Below are 22,035 nucleotides of genomic sequence, written 5' to 3' on the forward strand. Positions count from 1 at the left end.
TGCGATCGGCCGCGACATGGGCGCCGGGGCACTCCAGCGTTGGAATGCCTTCGATAAGGGGATTAGACATCCTGCCTGACGTTGTGGCCGCTTGGCTTCGTCCCCGCGCAGGTTGTCATCAGCGGCCCCTGGACCCGTTCCATAGGATTCCTTTCACGCTGGGGTGAGGCGGGGATGGAACCGAGCGAACCCCTGCCCGGAGTTGTGGTGCAACCCAGCCTGTTCGGCGGCAGGGCGGTGGATGCCGGAGGGCAGGCGTCCGGCGGGATGCCGTTGGTTGAGGCCGTGATCGCCAGCGCCTCCCGTCATGCAGCCGCTGAGCCCCCCGATCCAACGGCGGCCCTGGCCGCTCTGCACGGCGCCTGCGAAGCCTGCCGCCGTTGCGGGTTGGCCCTGGGACGGCAGCAGGTGGTGGTGAGCCGCGGCAATCCGGCCGCCTCGCTGATGGTGATCGGCGAGGGTCCCGGCGCCCAGGAAGATGCCAGCGGCTCGCCCTTCGTGGGCCGCGCCGGCCAGTTGCTCGATCAGATGTTTGCCAGCGTGGCGATCGACACCCGCCAGGACGCCTACATCTGCAACGTGGTGAAGTGCCGTCCACCCGAGAACCGCAAGCCGACGCCGGAGGAAATGGCCGCCTGCCTGCCCTGGCTGCTGGAGCAGATCGAGCTTGTGCAGCCCAAGGTGCTGGTACTGGCCGGTGCCACGGCGATGGAGGGGGTGCTGGGCCTGAAGGGGGGGATCACCAAGCTGCGCGGCCAGTGGCGGCAGTGGCGGGGGCTGTGGTGCCTGCCGATCTTTCATCCTTCCTATCTGCTGCGCAACCCATCGCGCGAGCGCGGCACCCCCAAATGGCTCACCTGGCAGGACCTCCAGGACGTGCGCCGCCGTCTTAATCAGCTGGAGGCAGGCTCTCCCTATCTGGATGCAGACGGGGCCTCAGCTGGGGCGACCCCCGCGACCACTCCGGTAGCGGACATCTCCGCCGACTGAGCACGCCGCTTGCACGCCTGTCTGTGGCAGTGTTGGGGCCAGTTCCCCGGCTTCCAGCTCCGATGACCGGCACCGTGGCCCGGCCCCAGACCGCCCCGGCAGGTCTGCCCACTGACTGGGCCAGCAACCCGCGCTACGACACGGTGATCCGCCGCCGCAAGACCCGCAGCGTGCGGGTGGGCGATGTGTGGGTGGGCAGCGACCACCCGGTGGTGGTGCAGTCGATGATCAACGAGGACACCCTCGACATCGCGGGTGCCACCGCCGGCATCCGTCGCCTCCATGAATCCGGCTGCGAGATCGTGCGGCTCACGGTGCCGAGCCTGGCCCACGCCAAGGCGGTGGGAGAGATCCGCAAGCGCCTCGAAGACAGCTACCGCCCCGTGCCGCTGGTGGCTGACGTGCACCACAACGGTATGAAGATCGCCCTTGAGGTGGCCCAGCACGTCGACAAGGTGCGCATCAACCCCGGGTTGTATGTGTTCGACAAACCCGACCCCAACCGCACGGAGTTCACCCCCGAGGAGGTGACCGCGATCGGTGAGCGCATCCAGGCCACGCTCGAACCGCTCGTGAGCCTGCTGAAAGAGCAGGACAAGGGCCTGCGCATCGGCGTGAATCACGGCTCCCTGGCGGAGCGGATGTTGTTCACCTACGGCGACACCCCGCTGGGGATGGTGGAGAGCGCCATGGAGTTCATCCACATCTGCGACCGCCTCGACTTCCACAACATCGTGGTGTCGATGAAGGCTTCGCGGGCGCCGGTGATGCTGGCGGCCTACCGGATGATGGCCGACCGCATGGACGCCGAAGGCTTCCACTACCCGCTGCATCTGGGCGTCACCGAGGCGGGTGACGGCGACTACGGCCGCATCAAGAGCACGGCCGGCATCGCCACCCTGCTGGCCGAGGGCCTGGGGGACACGATCAGGGTGTCCCTCACCGAGGCCCCAGAGAAGGAGATCCCAGTCTGCTACTCGATCCTGCAGGCGCTGGGCCTGCGCAAGACGATGGTGGAGTACGTGGCCTGCCCCAGCTGCGGCCGCACCCTGTTCAACCTGGAGGAGGTGCTGCACGTGGTGCGCAACGCCACCGCCCACCTCACCGGCCTCGACATCGCCGTGATGGGCTGCATCGTCAACGGTCCCGGCGAGATGGCCGACGCCGACTACGGCTACGTGGGCAAAACCCCCGGCACCATCTCCCTCTACCGCGGCCGTGAAGAGATCCGCCGCGTGCCGGAGGCGGAGGGTGTGGAAGCGCTGATCGCTCTGATCAAGGAAGACGGCCGCTGGGTCGACCCCTGAGGCCTTGGCCGCCTGACGCCATGCTGCCAGTCACATTCGGAAGCCCCTGGATCCCTGACCCACCCTGTCCTGTGCCCCCTGGCACGGGCTAGTTTGAACACAGCACAAACGCTCACGAGGCCGAGAGCATGTCCAGGGGTAGCACCAGCATTCTCGTCCTGGCTGGGCTCGGCGCCTGTGCGGCCGCAGCCGTGGTGGGCGGCGAATGGCTGATGGCGCCCAGTGCTGCCTCCCTGATCACCGACAGCCCCAAGGAGGTGATGGATCAGGCCTGGCAGATCGTCTTCCGCGATTATCTCGACACCACCGGCAAATACACCCCGGAGCAGTGGCGCAAGCTGCGCCGCGATCTCCTCGCCAAAACCTACGGCAATACCAAAGAGAGCTACGAGGCCATCCGGGGCATGCTCGGCACCCTCGATGATCCCTACACCCGCTTCATGGATCCGCGGGAGTTCAAGGAGATGCAGATCGACACCTCGGGGGAACTCTCCGGTGTCGGCATCCAGCTGAGCCTCGACAAGGACACCAAGGAACTGGTGGTGGTGTCCCCGATTGACGGCTCCCCAGCTTCGCGGGCCGGCGTGATGCCGAAGGACGTGATCATCTCGATCGACGGCAAGAGCACCAAGGGGATGAGCACGGAAGACGCGGTGAAGCTGATCCGCGGCCAGGCTGGCACCAAGGTGACCCTGCAGGTGCGGCGCAAGAATCAGGTGCTCGAGATGCCGCTCACCCGCGATCGCATCGAGCTGCACGCGGTGGAACATCAGGTGAACACCACCCCTGATGGCTTCAAGGTGGGCTACATCCGCCTCAAGCAGTTCAACGCCAATGCCTCCAAGGACATGCGTGCCGCTCTGCGCGACTTGGAGAGCAAGGGGGTGCAGGGGTACGTGCTGGATCTGCGCAGCAACCCCGGTGGCCTGCTGGTGGCGAGCATCGAGATCGCCCGCCAGTGGCTCGATGAAGGCATCATCGTGTCCACCAAAACCCGCGACGGCATCCAGGACGTGCGGCGCGCCAACGGCCGGGCACTCACCAAGGCTCCTCTGGTGATCCTGGTGAATGAGGGTTCCGCCAGTGCCAGCGAAATCCTCTCCGGTGCCCTGCAGGACAACAAGCGAGGGGTGCTGGTGGGTCAGAAGACCTTCGGCAAGGGATTGGTGCAGTCAGTGCGGGGGCTCTCCGATGGCTCCGGCATGACCGTGACCATCGCCAAGTACCTCACCCCCAGCGGCCGCGACATCCACAAGCACGGCATCAAACCCGATGTGCAGGTGAAGCTGAGCGAACAGGAGGCCCGATCACTCAAGCTCGAAGAGATCGGCACCCGCAACGATCCTCAGTACCGGGTGGCTGAAAACACCTTGGTGAAGCAACTGCGCACGGTGGGCAAGGCACCCGGCAAGCCCTACAACCCCTCAAGTGCCAACCTGCCGGCTGCTCTCGGACCCACTAACTGATCAGGGGTTATCCCCTGAGCGCGCCATCCTTCCAAGGGGCACTGTTTCCGGGGCACATGTCACGGGCAAGCATCTGCGCACCCCTTTTACGGGCCAAGGTTTATAGGGAAAGTCTTAACTGGCAAGGTTTATGGGTAAGTCTTAGGTGGCAACGTTAATTGGAAAAGTCTTGCGGAGCAACGGCTGAAGACCAACTTGTGTGCGCCAATCGCGCGCACCAATCAATCCATGGAAGAAAGCCCTGCTGCGGGAATTCTCGCAACAGGGCTTTTGCTTTCTCTGAGGCCGGTAAGCGCTGTGGATCGGAGCTTCAGGCCACCGGCTGCATGAGGCCGCCGCCGGGGTTGGAGTCGTCATCGTCGTTGTTCTGGTTTTCGTCCTGGAACAGGGCGAACAAGCCCAGAGCGATCACGCTGATCAGGGCCGAAACAAGGCCCACACCGCTCTGCAGCCCTGCCGAAACCCCACCGGAAGCAACGAATTCGCCCATTTAACCCAAACCTTTCCGGAACTGTAACGAAGTTTTGCGGGGATGAGGGTGAAGAGAATCGGAAGCTTGTCGGGGGGTGGCCAAGCAACACGTCCCCCCCTCAAACCACCAACACCGCCGCATTCCTGGCGGCTGCCTGGTCCTGGCGCTGGGCGTCGGTGAGGCCATCAGCGGCGGGGATCTGGCCGGCCATGGCGGTGAGCCACTCCATCAGGGTGTCGAGCTGCTTCTCGGCGGGGAGCACGCTGAGGCCGCGGGCCAGCACTTTTGCGGTGCTGCCGGCGCCGCCCTGATACACCAACCGGCCGTGCAGGTGCTGGGGCAGGCCTTGGCGCAGCAGCCGGAAGGCGGGCTCCTCCATCGGGGTTTCCAGGACGATGTTGGGCTTTTCGGGCTTGAGGCGTGAGAAGCCGCAGCGTTTGGCCAGCAGTTTGAGTTCCATCAACTGCAGCAGGCTCTGCACCGGCGCCGGCAGGGCCCCGTAGCGGTCCACCCAGTCGGCAGCCAGCTGGAGCAGTTCGCTCTTGGCGGTGCAGCCGGCAGCAGCCCGGTAGGCGGCCATCTTTTCGTCCGCTTCGGTGATCCAGTCGGCGGGGATGAAGGCGGTGATCGGCAGATCGATCTGGGTGTCTTCCACCACGGGGATGTCCTGGCCCTGGATCTCCGCCAGGCTTTCCTGCAGCATCTCCATATAGAGGTCAAAGCCGATCGCTTCGAGCTGGCCGCTCTGCTCCACCCCCAGCAGGTTGCCCACGCCGCGGATCTCCATGTCGCGCATCGCCAGCTGGTAGCCGCTGCCCAGTTGCGCGAATTCCTGGATCGCCCGCAGCCGCTGCCGTGCCGCCTCACTGAGGGCGCCATCACCGGGATAGAACAACCAGGCATGGGCCTGGATGCCGCTGCGGCCCACCCGACCGCGCAGTTGATACAGCTGGGCGAGCCCAAATCTGTGGGCGTCTTCCACCAGAATCGTGTTCACCCGTGGGATATCCAGGCCGCTTTCGATGATCGTGGTGCAGAGCATCACATCGGCTTCGCCGGCATTGAAGGCCACCATCGCGCTCTCCAGTTCCCCTTCGGCCATCTGGCCGTGGGCCACCAGCAACTTCAGGCCCGGCAGCATCTCGCGCAACTGGCCCGCCACCTCCTCGATTCCCTCCACCCGCGGCACCACGTAGAACACCTGGCCGCCGCGATCCAGTTCCTGGCGGATGGCGCTGCGCACCGCTTCGTCGTCGCGGGCGGCCAGGTGGGTCTTGATCGGGCGGCGCAGCGGTGGCGGCGTGGTGATCAGGCTCATCTCCCGCACCCCCGACAGGCTCATGTAGAGCGTGCGTGGAATCGGCGTGGCGGAAAGCGTCAGCACGTCGACGTCTTTTCGCAGCGCCTTGATCTTCTCTTTCTGGTTCACACCGAAGCGCTGCTCCTCATCCACCACCAGCAGCCCCAGTTGCTTGAAGCTGGTGCCCTTGCCCAGAAGCTGGTGGGTTCCCACCACGATGTCGATCGTGCCGGCGGCCAGCCCTTCCTGAATCGCCTTGCGCTCCAGCGTTGTGCGGAAGCGATTGAGCAGCGCCACCTTGAGCGGGTAGGGCGCAAAGCGTTCGCTCAATGTGCGCCAGTGCTGCTGGGCCAGCACCGTGGTGGGGGCCAGCAGCGCCGCCTGGCGTCCGGCGGTCACCGCCTTGAACAACGCCCGGATCGCCACCTCGGTCTTGCCGAAGCCCACATCGCCGCACACCAGCCGGTCCATCGGTTTGGCGGTCTCCATGTCGCGTTTCACTTCCGCGATCGCCTTCAGCTGATCCGGCGTGGGCTCATAGGGGAAGGAATCCTCCAGCTCGCTTTGCCAGGGGCCATCGGGCGGAAACACGATGCCGGGGGTCTGATGGCGCTCTGCGTACAGCTTCACTAGGTCGAGCGCCACCTTGCGCACCGCCTTGAGCGCTCTCTCCTTGGCCCGCGCCCAGGCCACGCCCCCCATGCGGTTGAGCTCCGGCGGTGTGTCGGTGCTGGCGCGGTAGCGGCCCAGGCTGCCCAGCTGGTCGGCGGCCACCCGCAGGGTGCCGTCGGCGTACTGCACCACCAGGTAATCGCGGCTTTCGCCGCTGATCGCCAGCTTCTCCAGCTTCAGGAAGCGGCCGATGCCGTGATTGCGGTGCACCACGAAATCCCCGGGTTGCATCTTGCCCGGATCCACCGTGCGGCTGGCCGCCTTGCGGCGCCGCCGCACATAGCCGCTGGCGGCCAGGCTGTGCTGGCCGAAGAACTCCCGGTCGGTGAGCAGCACCAGCTTCCAGGCCGGCAGTTGCAGCCCTTCCAGCTCGGCGGTGCCCTTGAGCTTGAGCGCCACAGGTGTGTTCTGCTCCACCAACCGCTCGATCGCCGGGAAGTCGTGCGGGTTGGGCACGAAGCGGGCGATGCAGTCGTGCTCCTCCAGCAGCGCCACCGCCCGTGACGGCTGGGCCGAAAGCAGCCACACCTTCGCCTTTTCCTGTTGGTAGCCCTTCACCAGCGCCGCCAGGCGGCCGAAGGCGTTCGGATGGGCCGGCACCGGACGGCTGGAGAGATCGAAGGCGTTGGGGTGGCGGTCGGTTTCCGCCAGTTCAGCCAGATCGAAACCGGCGAACGCCTCGACATCCTCAAGGGCCTGCTCGGGCGGCCGGTGCAGCAGGGCGGGCAGTAGCACCGGCTGGCCGCAGGCTGCCGCCAGCTCCGCCTGCACCTCGCCGTGGTGGCTGTCGGCGTGATCGAACCACTGCTGGCCGTGGGCGCGACAATGGCGCCGCTCATCCACCGCAATCAACGTCCTGGCGGGCAGGTAATCGAGCAGGGAGGCGGGCCGCGCCCAGGCCAGACCCATCAGCCGCCGCATCCCCTCGGGCGTGCCGCCCTCCAGCAGCTGATCGAGCGCTTCCGGCTGCAACAGCCCCTCGAGCCCCACCGGCATCGTTTCCCGCAGGGCATCCGCCACCAGCGGGCCGTAGCCACTGGGGGTGAGCCGCACCGCCTCGGTGGCATCGAGCGAACGCTGGGTGGCGGGGTCGAATTCCTTGAGCTTCTCCAGCTCCTCGCCGAAGAACTCCAGCCGCACCGGCAGCTCGGCGCTCACCGGAAACACGTCGACGATGTCGCCGCGGCGGCTCCAGCTGCCCTCCTGCTCGATCGTGGGCACCCGCTCGTAGCCGAGGCGGCTGAGGGTGTCGGCCAGCTGCTCCAGGTCCACCGTGTCGCCCTTGCGCAGGCACAGGCAGCGGGCGGCCAGGGCCGCGGGCGGCGGCAGGTGGGGTTGCAGGGCCCGCTCGGTGGCCACCACGGCCCCCTGCCACGGGTGGCTGTTGCCGTCGGCGCTTCCCGCATCCACCAGCTCGGCGAGTACCTGCAGTTGCCCCCAGGTGATCTCGGTGGTGGGATCGAAGGGTTCGTAGGGCGAGCCCTCACTGGTGGGATAAAGCTGGGCCGTGGGCCAGCCCATCAGTTCCAGCAGCGCTGCCCAGCGGCCCGCCTCTTCCAGCGTGGGCACGATCACCAGCAGAGGCGTCTGCCGCTGCCGGGCCAGGGCACTGGCGATCAGGGCACGGCCGGCCCGGGAGGCGCCCCGCAGGCTCAGCCGTTCTTGGCGCTCGATCCGTTGCAGCACCTCACCGGTGAGGGGCACCTGCTCGAGCTGGCGCACCAGGGCGGTGAGGGGCATTGGGTCGTGAGGCGCAGGGATCCCGATCCTGGCAGTTGCACTCCTGCCGCTGCTTTGCTGGTGCAGATCGACCATCATGAAGGTCACGTTGATCTCTGGGAGTGAGCCGGCACCATCCCCCGCGTGGATCGGGCGCTCCCGTGCTGCCGCTGACGCTGTTGGCCGCTGGTCTGCTGCTGGCGGGCCTGGCGGTGGCGCCGCCCGACCGCAGGGGCGAAACCCTCGGCGCACTGGAAGCGCTGCCGTTTCAGGTGTCGGACACGCTGTTCGCCCGGCCCCCGGCCCCCCTGCGGCCGGGCGATGTGGCCGTTGATGCCTTCATGGCCGGCGATCTGATGGCGCGGCTGGAGCAGGCCGATGTCGACTGGCAGCCGCAGGCCGAGGTGCTGCCTGACGGCGGTGTGCGTTACCGCTACCGCCGCCGCGAGGGAGACCCAAAGCTCTCGATCGAGCAGATCCGCGCGCTGATGCTCGATCCGCCGCGCTTCGAGCGCGAGCGGCAGGCGATCCGCGATCTGCTCGATCAGCTGCAGCGGGTGGGGGTACGGGTGGTGCTGGGCCCGCCCCGCAAGGCCGGCGCCGCCGGTGAGTGGGACCCTGCCGCCCGCACCATCCGCATCAAGCCGGAGGTGGTGGACCAGGGCAGCGCCACCTTTGCTTTGGTGCTGAACCATGAGGCCATCCATGTGGCGCAGAGCTGCCGCCGCGGGGGGGTGTCGGCCCCGCCCAAGCAGCTTGGGCTCTCCATTACCGCCAGGCCCCAGGCCCAGGGGCAGCTCAACGACCCGATCTACGCCAATCTCTCGCCCCTGGAGCGCCAGCTCGAGCAGGAGGCCTATGCCAACCAGGACCAGCTGGAGAAGGGGGCCGGCCTGATCAGCCAGGAATGCCGCCCACCGGTGGGTTGGTCAACTGCCTGGCCCAGCTGAGCGGCCGGCAGCGGTTCCACTGAGCTTGGGGCAGCGGACTCTGGATTCAGTTGGAAGGGATCCGCACTGCGGCGGGGCACCCACTGCAATGGCGCTCTGGCTCCTGCCAAGCAGGAAGTATCGCCGGGAACGGGAGCTGAGGCGCCGCCTGATGGTCCGGCTCCAGCCGAAGGCGATGCCTGCGCCCGGGACCGGCAAGGGGGCCGGCACGGGAACGGTGTTCAAGGTGAAGCCCGTGCAACCGAGCCCATCCGCAGGAGAGCTCTCCCGCTGGCGACCCGCCTGTCGAGAAAGCCTCATGACAAGCGCTTTGTCATCTCCAACGCCGGCCTCCGCTCGCTGTATCTCTGGAATCCAGAGCCCGCAGCACCGCGGGGCCGCGGTGTGCCCGTGCCTATCGCCGGACCGGGTTAGGCGTTCATGCTCTGGTGGCCAGTTGATCTTCCAGCAGCATGTTGAACTGCAGCAGCTGCTGATCATTGAGCTGCTGGCGGCTGTTGAGCTGAAAATGCCGCTCCAGGAAGAGGCGCCCCTCTGCCGCTCCCCACTGCAGCTGGCCGAGCAGCTGGTCGCTCTGATCCAGCAGGTCGCGGCGACGCAGGGGTGTGGCGGCTTGCTCCGGCCTGCTGCCGGGTGCCAGTTGCTGCAGGGCATTCAGATAGCCCATCAGATCCAGGTAGCGCACCAGGCGGCTGCGGCTCGGATGGTTGAAGGCCCGCGCCAGGTACGCCGCTTCCTCCTCCCGGCCCCATCCCAGTCGCTTGAGTTCCAGCTCTACCTGCGCCAGTTCATCGCTCCAGTCTTCGGGATCGGCTGTGACCTCCGGCTCCGATGGGGAAAGGCCCTGGGGCGTGGGCGCCGCAGAGGCATGGGCTGGCGCTGCTGGTGTGGCCGGCGAGGCGCAAGCCTGATCGGGTGCCGGGGACGCCTCCATGGGCACAGGAGCCTGGGCGGGTGGCGCTGGAAGCGGAGTGTGTGAAACCACAGGCATCACTGCCGCCTGCGCCGGCGCACCCCCACGGCTCAGCGCCAACAGCGGCTGCTCTGCCTCAACCGCGCTGATGGCTGGCTTCTGGGGTGGTGCCTTCGCCGCACCCACCGGCTCCGGCCTGGCGAGGGCAGTGGCGCCGCTCGGGGACCATCGCCTCTGCAGGCGCTCGATGGCGCGGTCTTCCGCCAGTTCCGCCGTGGCGGCCTCGCCCAGAGCGCTGCCGATCAGGGCGCCCTGGTCCCAGGCGCTCACCTTCACCACCCGCTGTCCGGGTTCGGCGTGCACCAGTTCCGCCTGCAGCTGCATCCCGGCTCGCGCTTGGTTTGGCTTTCCTAGAGTGACCGATTCGCGCGCCGCCACTGCCTATGGAAGCGGAGTCGATCGAGTCACTCACACCGCTGCTGCAATCGGCAGACCAGTGGGGGGAGATTCTGCTGCTGCTTCCCCTGCTGGTGGCGATGGAGGCCGTGCTCTCCGCGGACAACGCCATCGCCCTGGCCGCCATCGCGCGTCACCTCGACGATCCGGCCCGCCAGCGGCGCGCCCTCAACCTCGGCCTGCTGTTGGCCTTGGTGTTCCGGATGGCCCTGATCGTGGCGGCCCGCTGGGTGCTGGTCTTCTGGCCGCTGCAGTTGCTGGCGGCGGTCTACCTGCTCTGGCTGTGCATCACCAACCTGGCCGGATCCAGCGAGGCCGGCGGTGAAGCGGCAGGCGCTGCAGCTATCAGCCACGTGGAACCGGCGGTCCAGCGGCTCCACGGTCAGACCCTGGGCTCCGTGGTGGCCACGCTGGCGGTCACCGATCTGGCCTTCTCGCTCGATAGCGTCGCGGCGGCGGTGGCGGTCAGCGACCGGCTGTGGCTGGTGATGACCGGCGGCGTGATCGGTGTAGTGGCCCTGCGCCTCACGGCCGGTCTGTTCATCCGCTGGTTGGAGGAGTACCGGCATCTGGAGCGGGCCGGCTATCTGGCCGTGGGTCTGGTGGGCGTGCGCCTGCTGCTGCGCCTGGCCCTGCCCCAGATCGTTCCCCCCGAATGGGCGCTGCTGCTGGTGGTGGCCTGCCTGTTCGTCTGGGGGTTCTCGCAGCGCAGTGAGCAGCAGACCGGGGAGGTCAGCCCCTGACGCCCCTGCACGTGGATCTGCGCCAGGCCGGCACCGAGCGGTTACTGGAACGCTTCGAGGTGGCCCATCTGGGCGAGGTGCCCCAGCCGGGCCGTTGGATCGAGCGGGGTGAGCGTTCGTTTCTGGTGCTGCAACGCCACCACCGCTACCAGCTCCGCAACGGACGCTACGAGCTCACCGAGGTGGCGCTGCAGGTCAAACCACAACGGCAACCGGTGGATGCCACCTGGTGGAACAACCACTGGGTGATCGGCGACCCCAGCTGCCGCTTCAATGCCCGCTCCCCGCTGCTGCGCTGCGCCGTCTTGCCTGAAGGCCCCTGCGAGCGCTGCCTGCACCGTGCTCCTGTGTGAGCCGCTTTATGGGAGCACAGTCAGCGGGATGAAGCGCTGCACCACTGCCATGTAAAGCGGGATCCCCACGACGATGTTGAAGGGGAAGGTGACACCCAGGGCGCTGGAGATATACAGGCTTGGGTTTGCTTCCGGCACGGTCATCCGCATGGCAGCGGGAACGGCGATGTAGGAGGCGCTGGCGCACAGCACCATGAACAGCAGCGCATTTCCCTGCGGCAGGCCCAGCCAACGGGACAGCAGCAGGCCCACCGCAGCATTGAAGAGCGGCATCAGCACGGCGAAGGCGATCAGGTAGCTGCCGGCGCGCCGCAGATCGCCGAGCCGCTGTGCCGCCACGATGCCCATATCGAGCAGAAAGAAGCTGAGGGCGCCGTAAAACAGCTTGCCGGTGAAGGGCTCCATTGTTTCCACCCCCAAGGGGCTGAAGGCCGCCACCAGCAGGCCGATCACCAGACTGCCGATCAACAGCAGCACCGAACTGTTCAGGAAGGCTTCATGCAGCAAGCTGCCCCAGGCCACGCCCGTGCCGATGCCGCCGGCGTGGCGTTGATGACTGGTGAGTTTCACCAACAGCAACCCCACGATGATGGCCGGTGATTCCATCAGCGCCAGGGCCGCCACCATGAAGCCGTCATGGGGGATGTCAGACACCACCAGAAAAGTTTCGGCGGTGATGAAGGTGACGGCACTGATCGAGCCGTAGGTGGCGGCCACAGCGGCCGCATTGGAGGCGTCGAACTGCCGCCTGAGCACGAGGAAGCTGTAGAGCGGCACCACGGCCGACATCACCACAGCTGCGGCGATCGTGGCGATCACCTGCACGCCCAGGCCGCTGTGTTGCAGCTCCACCCCTCCTTTGAAGCCGATCGCCAGCAGCAGATACAGCGAGAAGAGCTTGGGCAGGGGGGCGGGAATCTCCAGATCCGATCGCACCAGCACCGCAATCACCCCAAGAGCGAAGAAAAGAACCGGCGGAGAGAGCAGATTCTGCAGAATCAGTCCGGTCTGCATCGAGGTTCCCGTGATCGATCAATGGCGCACCGGCAGGCTACAGGTCTGGGCCTGGGCGCCGGGATCCTGGCGACCGGTGATGGTGGGGGATCGAATTGTGAGCGCCGTAATCGTGAGCGAAGGGACAGCGAGTGCCGGAAAAGCGAGCGCTGGATTCAACCCTTCACACCATCGCCGCTGGAGCTGGGAAGGATATAACGTTGAAGCGCAATGAACAGCACCAAAACTGGCAGGATCGACACCACTGAACCCGCAGCCACAAGCCGCCAGTCGAGGGAGAAGCTGCTGGCAAGCTGCTGTAATCCGAGCGGCAGTGTATAGAGATTCGGATCATCGAGGATGATCAAGGGCCAGAGAAAATCACTCCAGGTGCCGATGAACACGAACATCGCCAGGGTGATCAGATCGGCCCGGGCCGCGGGAATCATCACGTTCCACCATTCACCCAGCGGCGTGCAGCCGTCGATGCGGGCAGCCTCTTCCAGCTCCACGGGCACCCCGATGAAGCTTTGCCGCAGCAGAAAGATGCCGAAGGCGGTGGCGGCCTGGGGAATGATCAAGGCCAGCAGGGTGTTGCGCAGGCCCAGCTGCACCATCAACAGATAGAGCGGAATCATCACCACCTGGAACGGAATCAGGATCGTGGCCACCACCAGCGCCAGCACCAGGCCACGGCCGGCGAAGCGCATCCGCGCCAGTGGGTAGGCCGCCAGGGAGCAGAACAGCAGGTTGCCCACCACTGCCAGCAGGCTCACCACCGTGCTGTTGAACAGGTAAAGGCCCAGCGGATGTTCAGCGAACAGGCGCCCATAGGCCGCCAGGCTGGGCTGCGCTGGAAACAACGACGGAGGCGAGGCGAAGATGTCTTCGGCCGGACCCTTCAAGGACGTGCTGACCAGCCAAAGCAGCGGCACCAGCACCATCAGGGCCACCAGCAGCAGCAGCCCGAGCTGCAGGGCCGGCAGCCACGGCAGCCCCGCGCTCCGCTGGGGCTGCAGCCTGCGGGGAGAGCGGCTCACAGGCGGGGGCGTTCCGCCACCGGCAGCGGTGCGCGCTGGGGGTGAAGAGGCAGCCGTTCGGTGCCCTGCACCAGCCGGTTGAGCGCGTGGATGAAGGCCTGGGCGGCAGCCACCACGATGTCGGTGTCGGCGGCGTGGCCGGAATAGAGCACCCCTTGGTGGCGCAGCCGGATGGTGACCTCCCCCATCGCATCGATGCCCTCGGTGACCGACTTGACGCTGAACTCCACCAGCTCGTTGGGCACGCGTGCCAGCGCATTGAGCGCCTGGCAGACCGCGTCCACCGGGCCTGTGCCGATGGCGGCGCCGGTGAGCTCGGCGCCATCGGCCGTCACCAGGGTGACCGTGGCGGTGGGCTGCAGGTTGGTGCCGGTGCTCACCTGCACCAACTTCAGCGTGTACTGGGCGTCAGGCTGCTGGGCCTGCTCGCTGACGATCGCCTCAAGATCCCGGTCGGTGATCTCGCGCTTGCGGTCGGCCAGCTCCTTGAAGCGGGCGAAGGCGTCGTCGAGGTCTTCGCGCTCGAGGCCGTAGCCGAGCTCCTCCAGCCGGGCGCGGAAGGCACTGCGGCCGCTCAGCTTGCCGAGCGACAGCCGGGTGCTGCTCAGACCGATCGTGCGGGCGTCGATGATTTCGTAGGTGAGGCGGTTCTTGAGAACACCGTCCTGGTGGATGCCGGATTCGTGCGCGAAGGCGTTGGCCCCCACGATCGCCTTGTTGGGTTGCACCGCCATGCCGGTGAGGTTGGACACCAGCCGGGAGGTCTTGGCGATCTCCTCGGTGCGCACGCCGGTGAGCGGCTCGGTGCTGGCGGGGTCGTGGCCGAGGAAGGGGTTGAAGTAGGCGCGGCGCACATGCAGCGCCATCACCAGTTCCTCGAGTGAAGCATTGCCGGCCCGTTCACCGATGCCGTTGATCGTGCATTCGAGCTGGCGGGCGCCGTTCTTGACCGCCTCAAGGAAATTGGCCACGGCCAGCCCCAGGTCGTTGTGGCCGTGCACAGAGATCACCGCCTGAGCGATGTTGGGAACGTGGCGATCAATGCCGGCGATCAGGGCACCGAATTCCGCCGGAGTGGCATAGCCCACGGTGTCGGGGATGTTGATCGTGGTGGCACCGGCGGCGATGGCGGCTTCGATCACTTCGTAGAGGAACTCCGGGTCGCTGCGGCCGGCGTCTTCGCAGGAGAACTCCACGTCCTCCACCAGGGAGCGGGCATAGGCCACCATCTCGGCGGCGATGTCCACGACCTCGGGCCGGCTCTTGCGCAGCTTGTGCTCCAGGTGGATGTCGCTGGTGGCGATGAAGGTGTGGATGCGCCGCCGCGCCGCCGGCGCCACCGCATCCGCGCAGGCCTTGATGTCGCCGCGCGTAGCCCGGGCAAGCCCGCAGATCACCGGGCCGTCGGCGGTGCCGACGGTTTCGGCGATGCGGTGCACGGCGTTGAAATCGCCCGTGCTGGCGAAGGGGAAGCCCGCTTCGATGATGTCGACCCGTAGGCGCGCCAGCTGCTGGGCGATGGCCACCTTTTCCTCGAGGTTGAGGCTGGCCCCCGGCGATTGCTCACCATCCCGCAGGGTGGTGTCAAAAATCAGAACCCGGCCGGGATCCTTGGCCATGGCCGCTGCAGGTCGAAGTGAGTACGTGTTAGGGGGGATCCTAGACCGAGGGTCCGATCACCACTTCCCGAGGTGAGGGCTCAAGGGAGGCAGCGTCCGGGCGGATCACCTGGTGGCGCACCGGTTCCGATCGCGGAGAAGCCTCCGGGATGCTGCGCTGGAACACCGGTGCCTGGACGGCTTCCATCTTCTCGAGCTGGGGCTTGAGCTTGCCGAGGTCGATGAAGCGATCCACCGCATTGCGCAGCTCGCGCGGCACCATGCCATCGGCGTTGATCAAGGTGATCTTCAGGCCTTGGGCGCGGAGCATCTCCACCAGCCGTTCAAGGTCGCGGCTTCCGCTCATCAGCCACAGCTCATCGGTGCGGTGGGCCACGGCCATCAGGTCGAGGCAGATCTCCACATCAAGGTTGGCGCGGGCGAACTGCCGCTGGTCGGGGTCGGTGCCGAACTCCCGCAGCGGTTTGGTTCGCACGGTGAAGCCCAGGCTGGTGAGTGCGTCCCTGAAGGGGCGTTGGTCAGTGGGGTCCTTCAGCCCCGTGTACCAGAAGGCGCTGCCAAGATCCGTGACGCCTTCCGCGGCCAGCTCCAGCAGGCGGCGTGGATCGAAGAACCAGCCGAGCTTCTGCTGGGCGTAGAACATGCCGTGCCCGTCAACTGCCAGACAGCGACGCATCACTCGTTTCGTTAAACAAAAACTGTAGAGACCGCCCTCTGCCAGCTGTGCCCCCGCCGACCCCGACCGCGCCGCTGACCATTTTCATGGCGAAGCTCGTGGCGGAGGGCGTCGTGGTGGAACCGTCCCCGTACACTCCCGTGAACGGCTGGAATGGCAATGGCCACAGGCGAACTGGCCCTGGTCCTCCATGCCCATCTCCCATACGTCCGCAGCAGCCAGCCCGGCTCGCTGGAGGAAGACTGGTTCTTCCAGGCACTGCTGGAGAGCTACCTGCCGCTGCTCGAGTTGCTCGAAGCTGCCTCTGAGGATCCCGCCCAGGCGCCCCGTCTCACCCTCGGCCTTTCCCCCACGCTTCTGTCGCTGCTGAGCGCGCCTGACCTGCAGGCCCGTTTCCCCGCCTGGCTTGATCAACGCCTGGCGTTGTTGCCACTGGCGCTGCCCCCGCATCTGGAGGCGGCCGAGGCCCTGGAGGCCCAGCTCACCCACACACGCCAGCAGTGGCAGGCCTGCGGCGGTGATCTGCTGGCTCGTTTCCAGCGGCTCTGGCAGCTGGGCGTGGTCGACCTGCTCACCTGTGCCGCCACCCACGGCTACCTGCCGCTGCTGCGGGCCACCCCCGAGGCGGTGCGAGCCCAGCTGCTCACCGCCATCCGGGAACATGAGCGGCTGCTGGGCGCACGCCCGCAGGGGATCTGGCTGCCGGAGTGCGCCTACTTCGAAGGGCTCGATCAGCAGCTGGTGGCCTGCGGTCTGCGCTACGCGGTGCTCGATGCCCATGGGCTGCTGCACGCCCTGCCCCGTCCGCGCTATGGCGTGTATGCCCCGATCTGTTCGCCCGCTGGGGTGGCCTTCTTCGCCCGTGATGGGGCCTCCACCCTGCCGGTGTGGTCGGCCTCGGAGGGATACCCAGGCGATGGCGCCTACCGGGAATTCCACCGGGATCTGGGCTGGGATCTCTCCAGCGAGGCCCTCACCGCGGTGGGAATCGAGACGCCCCGGCCGCTCGGTCTCAAGCTGCACCGGGTGTCCGCCAGGGGCACGCCACTGGAGCGGAAGCTGCCCTACCTGCCGGGGCCGGCCGAGCAGCGGGCCGATGAGCACGCCGCCACCTATCTGCGCGGGCGCGCCGGGGAGCTTGACCATCTGAGCAGCGCCATGGACCGGCCACCGCTGCTGGTGGCGCCGTTCGATGCGGAGCTGTTCGGCCACTGGTGGTACGAGGGGCCCCGCTTCCTGGCCCAGCTTTTCCTGCAGGCGCCTGCCCTCGGCATCGGTTTCACCACCCTGCGCGATGTGCTGCGCCGCGGAGACGGGCTGCAGATCTGCCGCCCCTCCCCCTCCAGCTGGGGCCAGGGGGGGTACCACCACTACTGGCTCAACGAAAGCAATGCCTGGGTGGTGCCCGAGTGGAACCGGGCCTCGGCGGCCATGGTGGAGCGGGTGAACCGGGGGGTGGGCAGTGCCTCCCAGCTCCAGCGCCTCAACCAGGCGGGCCGTGAGCTGCTGCTGGCCCAGTCCTCCGACTGGAGCTTCATTCTCAGGGCCGGCACCACCACCGAACTGGCGAAGGAGCGGATCCGCACGCACCTGGATCGCTTCTGGCGCCTGCTGGCGGCGATCGACAGCGGCAACGATCCCCCCGGTGGCTGGCTGGCGGCGGTGGAACGGGAAGATCCGCTGTTCCCGCTCATCAACGCCGCCGACTGGGCCACACGGCCGCCGCGTTAGCCCGGCCAACGGCCCGAGGCTCGCAGAACACAGCCGACACCCCTCACCGCCGCCCGAGGGCTAGCGCTCGCAGCTCAGAGGCCAGAACGCACAGCCCGCAGCCCACTGACCAGGGCCCACAACCCGTGCTCGAATCAGAGCGGAGCCGTTCCGCTCTGCGTGGAGTTTGGCCATGTTTCAGCATCTGCTCGTTCCCACCGACGGCTCCCGGCTTTCGCTGGCCGCCGCTGCTGCCGCCTGCCGTTTCGCCCGTGAGGCCGGAGCCCGCCTCACCGTCCTCAACGTGCGGGCCAATGCGCCGCTTGGGCTCACCTACGGCGCCGGTGAATGGATCCAGCCCAGCACCCTGCAGGAAATCGAGGACGTGGGCAGGGAGGCTTCCCAGCGGGCCCTGGCGGAGGTGATGAGCCTCGCCGCAGAGGAAGGCGTGGAGGCGGCGAGCGAAAGCGTGGTCAACGACTCGCCGTCGGAGGCGATCCTGGCGGCGGCGGACCGCCACGGCTGTGACCTGATCTTCATGGCCTCGCATGGGCGGCGCGGCCTCACCGGGCTGCTGATCGGTAGTCAGACGCAGCGCGTGCTCGCCCAGGCCAAGCAGCCAGTGCTGGTGTTCCGCTGATCCCGTCAGGGTCAGCCCAAAGTCTCGGCTCGGGAGTGTCAGCCCAGCAGTTTCAGCCCGCCAGTGCCCGCCAGGCCAGGGCCAGCTCCTTGCCCTGCGGCAGCATCAGGCCGAGCCGAACATCGCTGGGGGCCTGCCCGAACAGGCCCAGCATCGCCTGCACCAGCTGCGGCACGGTGAGGGTGTTGGCCAGAAAACCGGTCCACTGCGGCTGGGGCAGATGGAAGAAGGTGTCGAAGAAGTGGCAGAGCTCCGCGTGCGAGAAGCGCATCAGCTTTTCGAGCCCGAAACGGTAGATCGCCTGCTTGCGCACCAGCTTGGCAGACCAGAGCGTCTGCCAGGCCTGCTGCGCCACTTCGCGTGAGGAGGTGGTCTGGTTGGCCAGGCCGGCGGCAATCGCGGCCGCCAGGCCGGGGGCGCGGCGCAGCAGCCCCCCCACCATGTAGCCCGAGGCGGGGTGCACCATGCTGGCGGCCCCACCGAAACCCACCACCTGCTGGGTCAGATCCGGCAGCGGCAGAGTCATCGGGAACAGGCAACGCTCCGTTTCCCGCACCTGCTCCACCTGGATGCCCCGGTGGGCCAGCCGTTGGTGCAGACGCCGCTCCAGCAGGTCGAACGAGAGCGGCGGGGCGAGGGCGAGGGAGGTTTCCTCCACGAAGAACTCCCCCTGCCCCAGGTCCATCGCGTAGAGGAAGGTGGGCGGCTCCAGCCGCTCCTCTGCCTTGAGGTGATCGTTGCGGTAATCCATCAGCACGAACTGCCCTTCCGCCACAGGGTCGGCGGAGAAGCGGCCCACGAGGCCGAAGGCGGCCTGCTGGGCGACCGGGCCGCGCTCGGGGCGGCGGACGAACACCGGCGCATGGCCACTGGCATCCACCACCAGCCGGGCCGTCAGGCTGGTGCCCTCGGCGGTGGTGACCACCGAGCTGTGGGACTCATGGCGGATGGCCGTCGCCTGGCCGCGATGCCAGCGGAGTTGTCCGGCGCAGGCCTCGAGCCAGTGCCGCTGCAGCCGCTGGCGATCGAAGAGGCCGTAGTCGTGATGCAGGGCCAGGGGGCCCGCCCCGAAATCGGCCACGCAATCCGACCAGCGATGCCCGAGCAGATCGCCGAGGCCGAGGGCATCGAGTTCCCGGCCCCAGATGCCATAGGTGTTCTGCCAGGGGCTGAGCGGATCGGTGGCGGCCAGGGCCTCCACCTCCAGCCCCTGTCGGCACAGTTCGGCGCCGATGGCCAGAGCGGCCGGGCCGGAGCCGATCAGCAGGACGTCGGCGCTCAGCTGTCTTCCTCGCCGGTCAGTTCCGCGGCTTCATCGGTGCGTTCCATGGGTTCGCCGGTGGGCGCCACGCTTTCGGCGGTGAGGGCCAGGGTGTCGCTGACAGGCTCCAGCGTTTCGCTGCCGTCGTCTTCGGCGGCAGGCGGCACCAGCACCACTTCCGTGAGCCGGTCGCCGGCATCGAGCCGCTGCAGCTTCACCCCCGTGGCGGCCCGTGACTGCTGCGGAATGGCGTCGGAGGGCATCCGCACGATCACCCCCTTTTCGCTGACCAGCATCAGCTCTTCGCCGGAGCCGAGCACCTTGAGCCCCACGAGTACATCACCATCGCGACGGAATTTGATCGCGCGCAGCCCCAGACCGGCGCGCCGCTGCAGGCGGAACTGGTTCACCGGGACCCGCTTGCCCAGGCCACTGGCGGAGGCCACCAGCACCCAGGGTCCTTCGCTCACCGCCACTTCGGCGTCGGCATCCCCATCGGCTTCGTCGCCGTCCTCCTCCGCGCTGCTGCTGGCGATGCGGTCGGCCAGCTCGGCCGGCAGCACATCCATGCTCACCAGTTCGTCGCCGGCGCGCAGTGCCATCGCCCGCACGCCGCGGGCGGTGCGGCCCAGCGGACGCAGTTCCCCGTCGGTGAGGCGGAAGTGGATCGTCATGCCCCTGAGCGAGCCGATCAGCACGCTGTCGCCCGGCAGGGCCAGACGCACCCAGCGCAGGGCGTCGCCTTCCTCCAGCCCGATCGCGATCAAGCCATTGGAGCGGATGTTGGCGAAGGCCGAAAGACGGGTGCGCTTGATATAGCCGCCGCTGGTGAGCATCAGCAGCTGCACGTTGTCTTCGAAGGCGCTGACCGCGAGCAGCGTGGTGATCTGCTCTTCCCGTGGAATCGGCAGCAACTGCACCACGGGGGTTCCCTTGGCAGCGCGGCTGCCCACCGGGATGCGATAGGCGGGCACGGCATACACCACGCCCCGGTCGCTGAACAGCAGCAGGGTGTCATGGTCGTTGCAACTGATGAACAGCCGCACCGCTTCTTCTCCCTGGCTGCGGGTGCCGGCCTTGCCACGGGTGCCGCGGCTGGTGGCCTCGAATTCGCTCACCGGCATGCGCTTGAGGTAGCCGTTCTCGGTGAGTAACACCACCGAGCGCTCATTGGCGATCAGGTCGATGTCCTCGAGGCCGCCTTCGAGATCGAGGATCTCGGTGCGACGGGGGGAGTCGTAGCGGGCGCGGATCTTGCCGATCTCCTCCCGGATCAGGCCCAGCACCCGTTCACGCCGGCCAAGGATGTCCTTGTAGTCGGTGATCTTGGCCACCAGATCCTCGTGCTCGAGCCGGATCTTGTCGGCTTCCAGCGCGGTGAGCCGGCGCAGCTGCATCTGCAGGATGGCGTCCGCCTGGATCTCGCTGAGGCCGTGGCGCTCCTGCAGCTGTTGCCGTGCTGTGGCGGTGTCGGCGGCGGCGCGGATCAGGGCGATGATCGGATCGAGCTGCTCGAGCGCCAGCAGCAGGCCCAGCAGGATGTGGTCGCGCTCTTCGGCCTTGCGCAGCAGATAACGGGTGCGTCGCTCGATCGTTTCGATGCGGAAATCGAGGAACACCTGCAACATGCGCCGCAGGGTGAGCAGGATCGGCTCCCCATTCACCAGCGCCAGCATGTGGGCGGAGAAGTTGCACTGCAGCGGCGTGAGCTTGAACAGGTTGTTCAGCACAACCTGCGGATAGGCATCACGCCGCAGTTCGATCACGATGCGCATGCCATCGCGATCGCTTTCGTCGCGGATGTCGGAGATGCCTTCGAGCTTCTTGTCGTTCACCATCTCGGCGATGCGCTCGATCATCGCCGCCTTGTTGGTTTGATAAGGAAGCTCAGTGATGATCACCGCATCCCGATCTGGCCGACCGGGGACTTCAAGTGTTTCGATCGCCGCGACACCGCGCATGGTGATCGATCCTCGGCCTGTGAGATAGGTTTCACGGATGCCGCTGCGGCCGAGAATCTGGCCGCCGGTGGGGAAATCCGGGCCGGGAATGATCGCCATCAGCGAGCGATCGTCCACCTCGGGATTGTCGATCAGGGCCAGCAGCCCATCGATCAATTCCGTGAGGTTGTGGGGCGGAATGTTGGTGGCCATGCCCACCGCGATCCCTGAGGACCCATTGAGCAGAAGATGAGGAACCCGCGCCGGCATCACGGTGGGTTCCTGCTGTGATCCATCGAAGTTGTCGATGAAATCGACCGTTTCCGCCTCGATGTCCTCCAGCAGGCTGTCAGTGGTAAGGGCCTGCAGCCGCGATTCCGTGTACCGCATGGCCGCCGGTGGGTCGTTGTCGACCGAACCGAAGTTGCCGTGCCCATCAATCAGGGGCATGCGCATGGAGAAGTCCTGGGCCATGCGCACCAGGGCGTCGTACACGGCGGTGTCGCCGTGGGGGTGGTATTTGCCGAGCACTTCGCCCACCACACGGGCGCATTTCCGGTAAGGCCTGTCGCTGGTGAGGCCGAGTTCGTACATCGCATAGAGAATGCGTCGATGCACCGGCTTGAGGCCATCGCGGGCATCGGGCAACGCCCGGCCCACGATCACGCTCATCGCATACTCCAGATAGGAGCGCGACATTTCGTTTCGCAGGTCGGTTTGGATGATCCGCCCGTCGGACTCGCCGGGTCCTGTTGGGTCCGCCATCTCTCACCACTTATCCGTGAGCCACTTTAATCGAGGCCCAGCCGCCTTGT

General features: G+C 67.1%; 17 protein-coding genes. 8 read left to right on the plus strand and 9 right to left on the minus strand.

Going from position 1 to position 22,035, the window contains the following annotated elements; genetic code table 11:
- The first annotated feature begins 174 nt into the window (after positions 1 to 174).
- From KBY86_RS09630 to KBY86_RS09640, 3 genes are all read left to right on the plus strand, one after another.
- A complete protein-coding gene (locus KBY86_RS09630) occupies positions 175 to 990 on the plus strand; it encodes a uracil-DNA glycosylase family protein (RefSeq protein WP_255140956.1) in 816 nt (271 codons plus the stop codon).
- Between the two features lie 62 nt (positions 991 to 1,052).
- Positions 1,053 to 2,297: a (E)-4-hydroxy-3-methylbut-2-enyl-diphosphate synthase gene (gene ispG, locus KBY86_RS09635; protein WP_255140957.1), complete on the plus strand. Its 1,245-nt coding sequence runs from the start codon at positions 1,053 to 1,055 to the stop codon at positions 2,295 to 2,297.
- A 128-nt stretch (positions 2,298 to 2,425) separates the two neighbouring features.
- Positions 2,426 to 3,763, plus strand: coding sequence for a S41 family peptidase (locus KBY86_RS09640; protein ID WP_255099836.1), 1,338 nt, complete (start codon positions 2,426 to 2,428; stop codon positions 3,761 to 3,763).
- A 310-nt stretch (positions 3,764 to 4,073) separates the two neighbouring features.
- Here KBY86_RS09640 and KBY86_RS09645 read toward each other — a convergent pair whose 3' ends face one another.
- Together KBY86_RS09645 and mfd are read right to left on the minus strand one after the other, a co-directional pair.
- Positions 4,074 to 4,253, minus strand: coding sequence for a hypothetical protein (locus KBY86_RS09645; RefSeq protein ID WP_094510249.1), 180 nt, complete (start codon positions 4,251 to 4,253; stop codon positions 4,074 to 4,076).
- A 100-nt stretch (positions 4,254 to 4,353) separates the two neighbouring features.
- Positions 4,354 to 7,947, minus strand: coding sequence for a transcription-repair coupling factor (mfd, locus tag KBY86_RS09650; protein WP_255140958.1), 3,594 nt, complete (start codon positions 7,945 to 7,947; stop codon positions 4,354 to 4,356).
- A gap of 140 nt (positions 7,948 to 8,087) precedes the next feature.
- Here mfd and KBY86_RS09655 point away from each other — a divergent pair, with 140 nt between their 5' ends.
- Positions 8,088 to 8,876 (plus strand): hypothetical protein, encoded by a 789-nt coding sequence (locus KBY86_RS09655; protein ID WP_255140959.1) that lies wholly within the window; start codon positions 8,088 to 8,090, stop codon positions 8,874 to 8,876.
- Positions 8,877 to 9,294: 418 nt separating this feature from the next.
- Here KBY86_RS09655 and KBY86_RS09660 read toward each other — a convergent pair whose 3' ends face one another.
- Positions 9,295 to 10,173 (minus strand): hypothetical protein, encoded by an 879-nt coding sequence (locus tag KBY86_RS09660; RefSeq protein ID WP_255140960.1) that lies wholly within the window; start codon positions 10,171 to 10,173, stop codon positions 9,295 to 9,297.
- Positions 10,174 to 10,232: 59 nt separating this feature from the next.
- Between KBY86_RS09660 and KBY86_RS09665 the strand changes: the two genes are divergently transcribed.
- Both KBY86_RS09665 and KBY86_RS09670 read left to right on the plus strand, forming a co-directional pair.
- On the plus strand, positions 10,233 to 10,988 hold the full coding sequence (locus KBY86_RS09665; RefSeq protein ID WP_094510253.1) for a TerC family protein: 756 nt from the start codon (positions 10,233 to 10,235) through the stop codon (positions 10,986 to 10,988).
- A 5-nt stretch (positions 10,989 to 10,993) separates the two neighbouring features.
- Complete coding sequence (locus tag KBY86_RS09670; RefSeq protein ID WP_255140989.1) at positions 10,994 to 11,341, plus strand: DUF6464 family protein; 348 nt, start codon at positions 10,994 to 10,996, stop codon at positions 11,339 to 11,341.
- A 6-nt stretch (positions 11,342 to 11,347) separates the two neighbouring features.
- Here KBY86_RS09670 and KBY86_RS09675 read toward each other — a convergent pair whose 3' ends face one another.
- The 4 genes from KBY86_RS09675 to KBY86_RS09690 form a co-directional block, all read right to left on the minus strand.
- Entirely contained in the window at positions 11,348 to 12,355 is a 1,008-nt protein-coding gene (locus KBY86_RS09675) for a sodium-dependent bicarbonate transport family permease (protein WP_255099834.1), read from the minus strand.
- 155 nt (positions 12,356 to 12,510) lie between these two features.
- Positions 12,511 to 13,353, minus strand: a complete 843-nt coding sequence (locus KBY86_RS09680; protein WP_255140990.1) for a carbohydrate ABC transporter permease — start codon at positions 13,351 to 13,353, stop codon at positions 12,511 to 12,513.
- Between the two features lie 17 nt (positions 13,354 to 13,370).
- Complete coding sequence (locus KBY86_RS09685; RefSeq protein WP_094510256.1) at positions 13,371 to 14,993, minus strand: 2-isopropylmalate synthase; 1,623 nt, start codon at positions 14,991 to 14,993, stop codon at positions 13,371 to 13,373.
- 40 nt (positions 14,994 to 15,033) lie between these two features.
- Positions 15,034 to 15,669 (minus strand): NYN domain-containing protein, encoded by a 636-nt coding sequence (locus KBY86_RS09690; RefSeq protein ID WP_094510257.1) that lies wholly within the window; start codon positions 15,667 to 15,669, stop codon positions 15,034 to 15,036.
- Between the two features lie 159 nt (positions 15,670 to 15,828).
- Between KBY86_RS09690 and KBY86_RS09695 the strand changes: the two genes are divergently transcribed.
- A complete protein-coding gene (locus KBY86_RS09695; protein ID WP_255100048.1) occupies positions 15,829 to 17,400 on the plus strand; it encodes a 1,4-alpha-glucan branching protein domain-containing protein in 1,572 nt (523 codons plus the stop codon).
- Between the two features lie 172 nt (positions 17,401 to 17,572).
- The gene (locus KBY86_RS09700) at positions 17,573 to 18,019 is read left to right on the plus strand and encodes a universal stress protein (protein WP_094510259.1); all 447 of its coding nucleotides are present in this window, start codon (positions 17,573 to 17,575) and stop codon (positions 18,017 to 18,019) included.
- Positions 18,020 to 18,071: 52 nt separating this feature from the next.
- Here KBY86_RS09700 and crtL read toward each other — a convergent pair whose 3' ends face one another.
- Both crtL and gyrA read right to left on the minus strand, forming a co-directional pair.
- Positions 18,072 to 19,301, minus strand: coding sequence for a lycopene beta cyclase (gene crtL / locus KBY86_RS09705; protein ID WP_255140991.1), 1,230 nt, complete (start codon positions 19,299 to 19,301; stop codon positions 18,072 to 18,074).
- Entirely contained in the window at positions 19,298 to 21,985 is a 2,688-nt protein-coding gene (gene gyrA, locus KBY86_RS09710) for a DNA gyrase subunit A (RefSeq protein WP_094510261.1), read from the minus strand. Before gyrA ends, crtL begins: the two co-directional genes overlap by 4 nt.
- Positions 21,986 to 22,035: the final 50 nt, after the last annotated feature.

Origin of the sequence: Synechococcus sp. Lug-A, assembly GCF_024345655.1 — a bacterium.
Classification (GTDB): Bacteria; Cyanobacteriota; Cyanobacteriia; order PCC-6307; family Cyanobiaceae; genus MW101C3.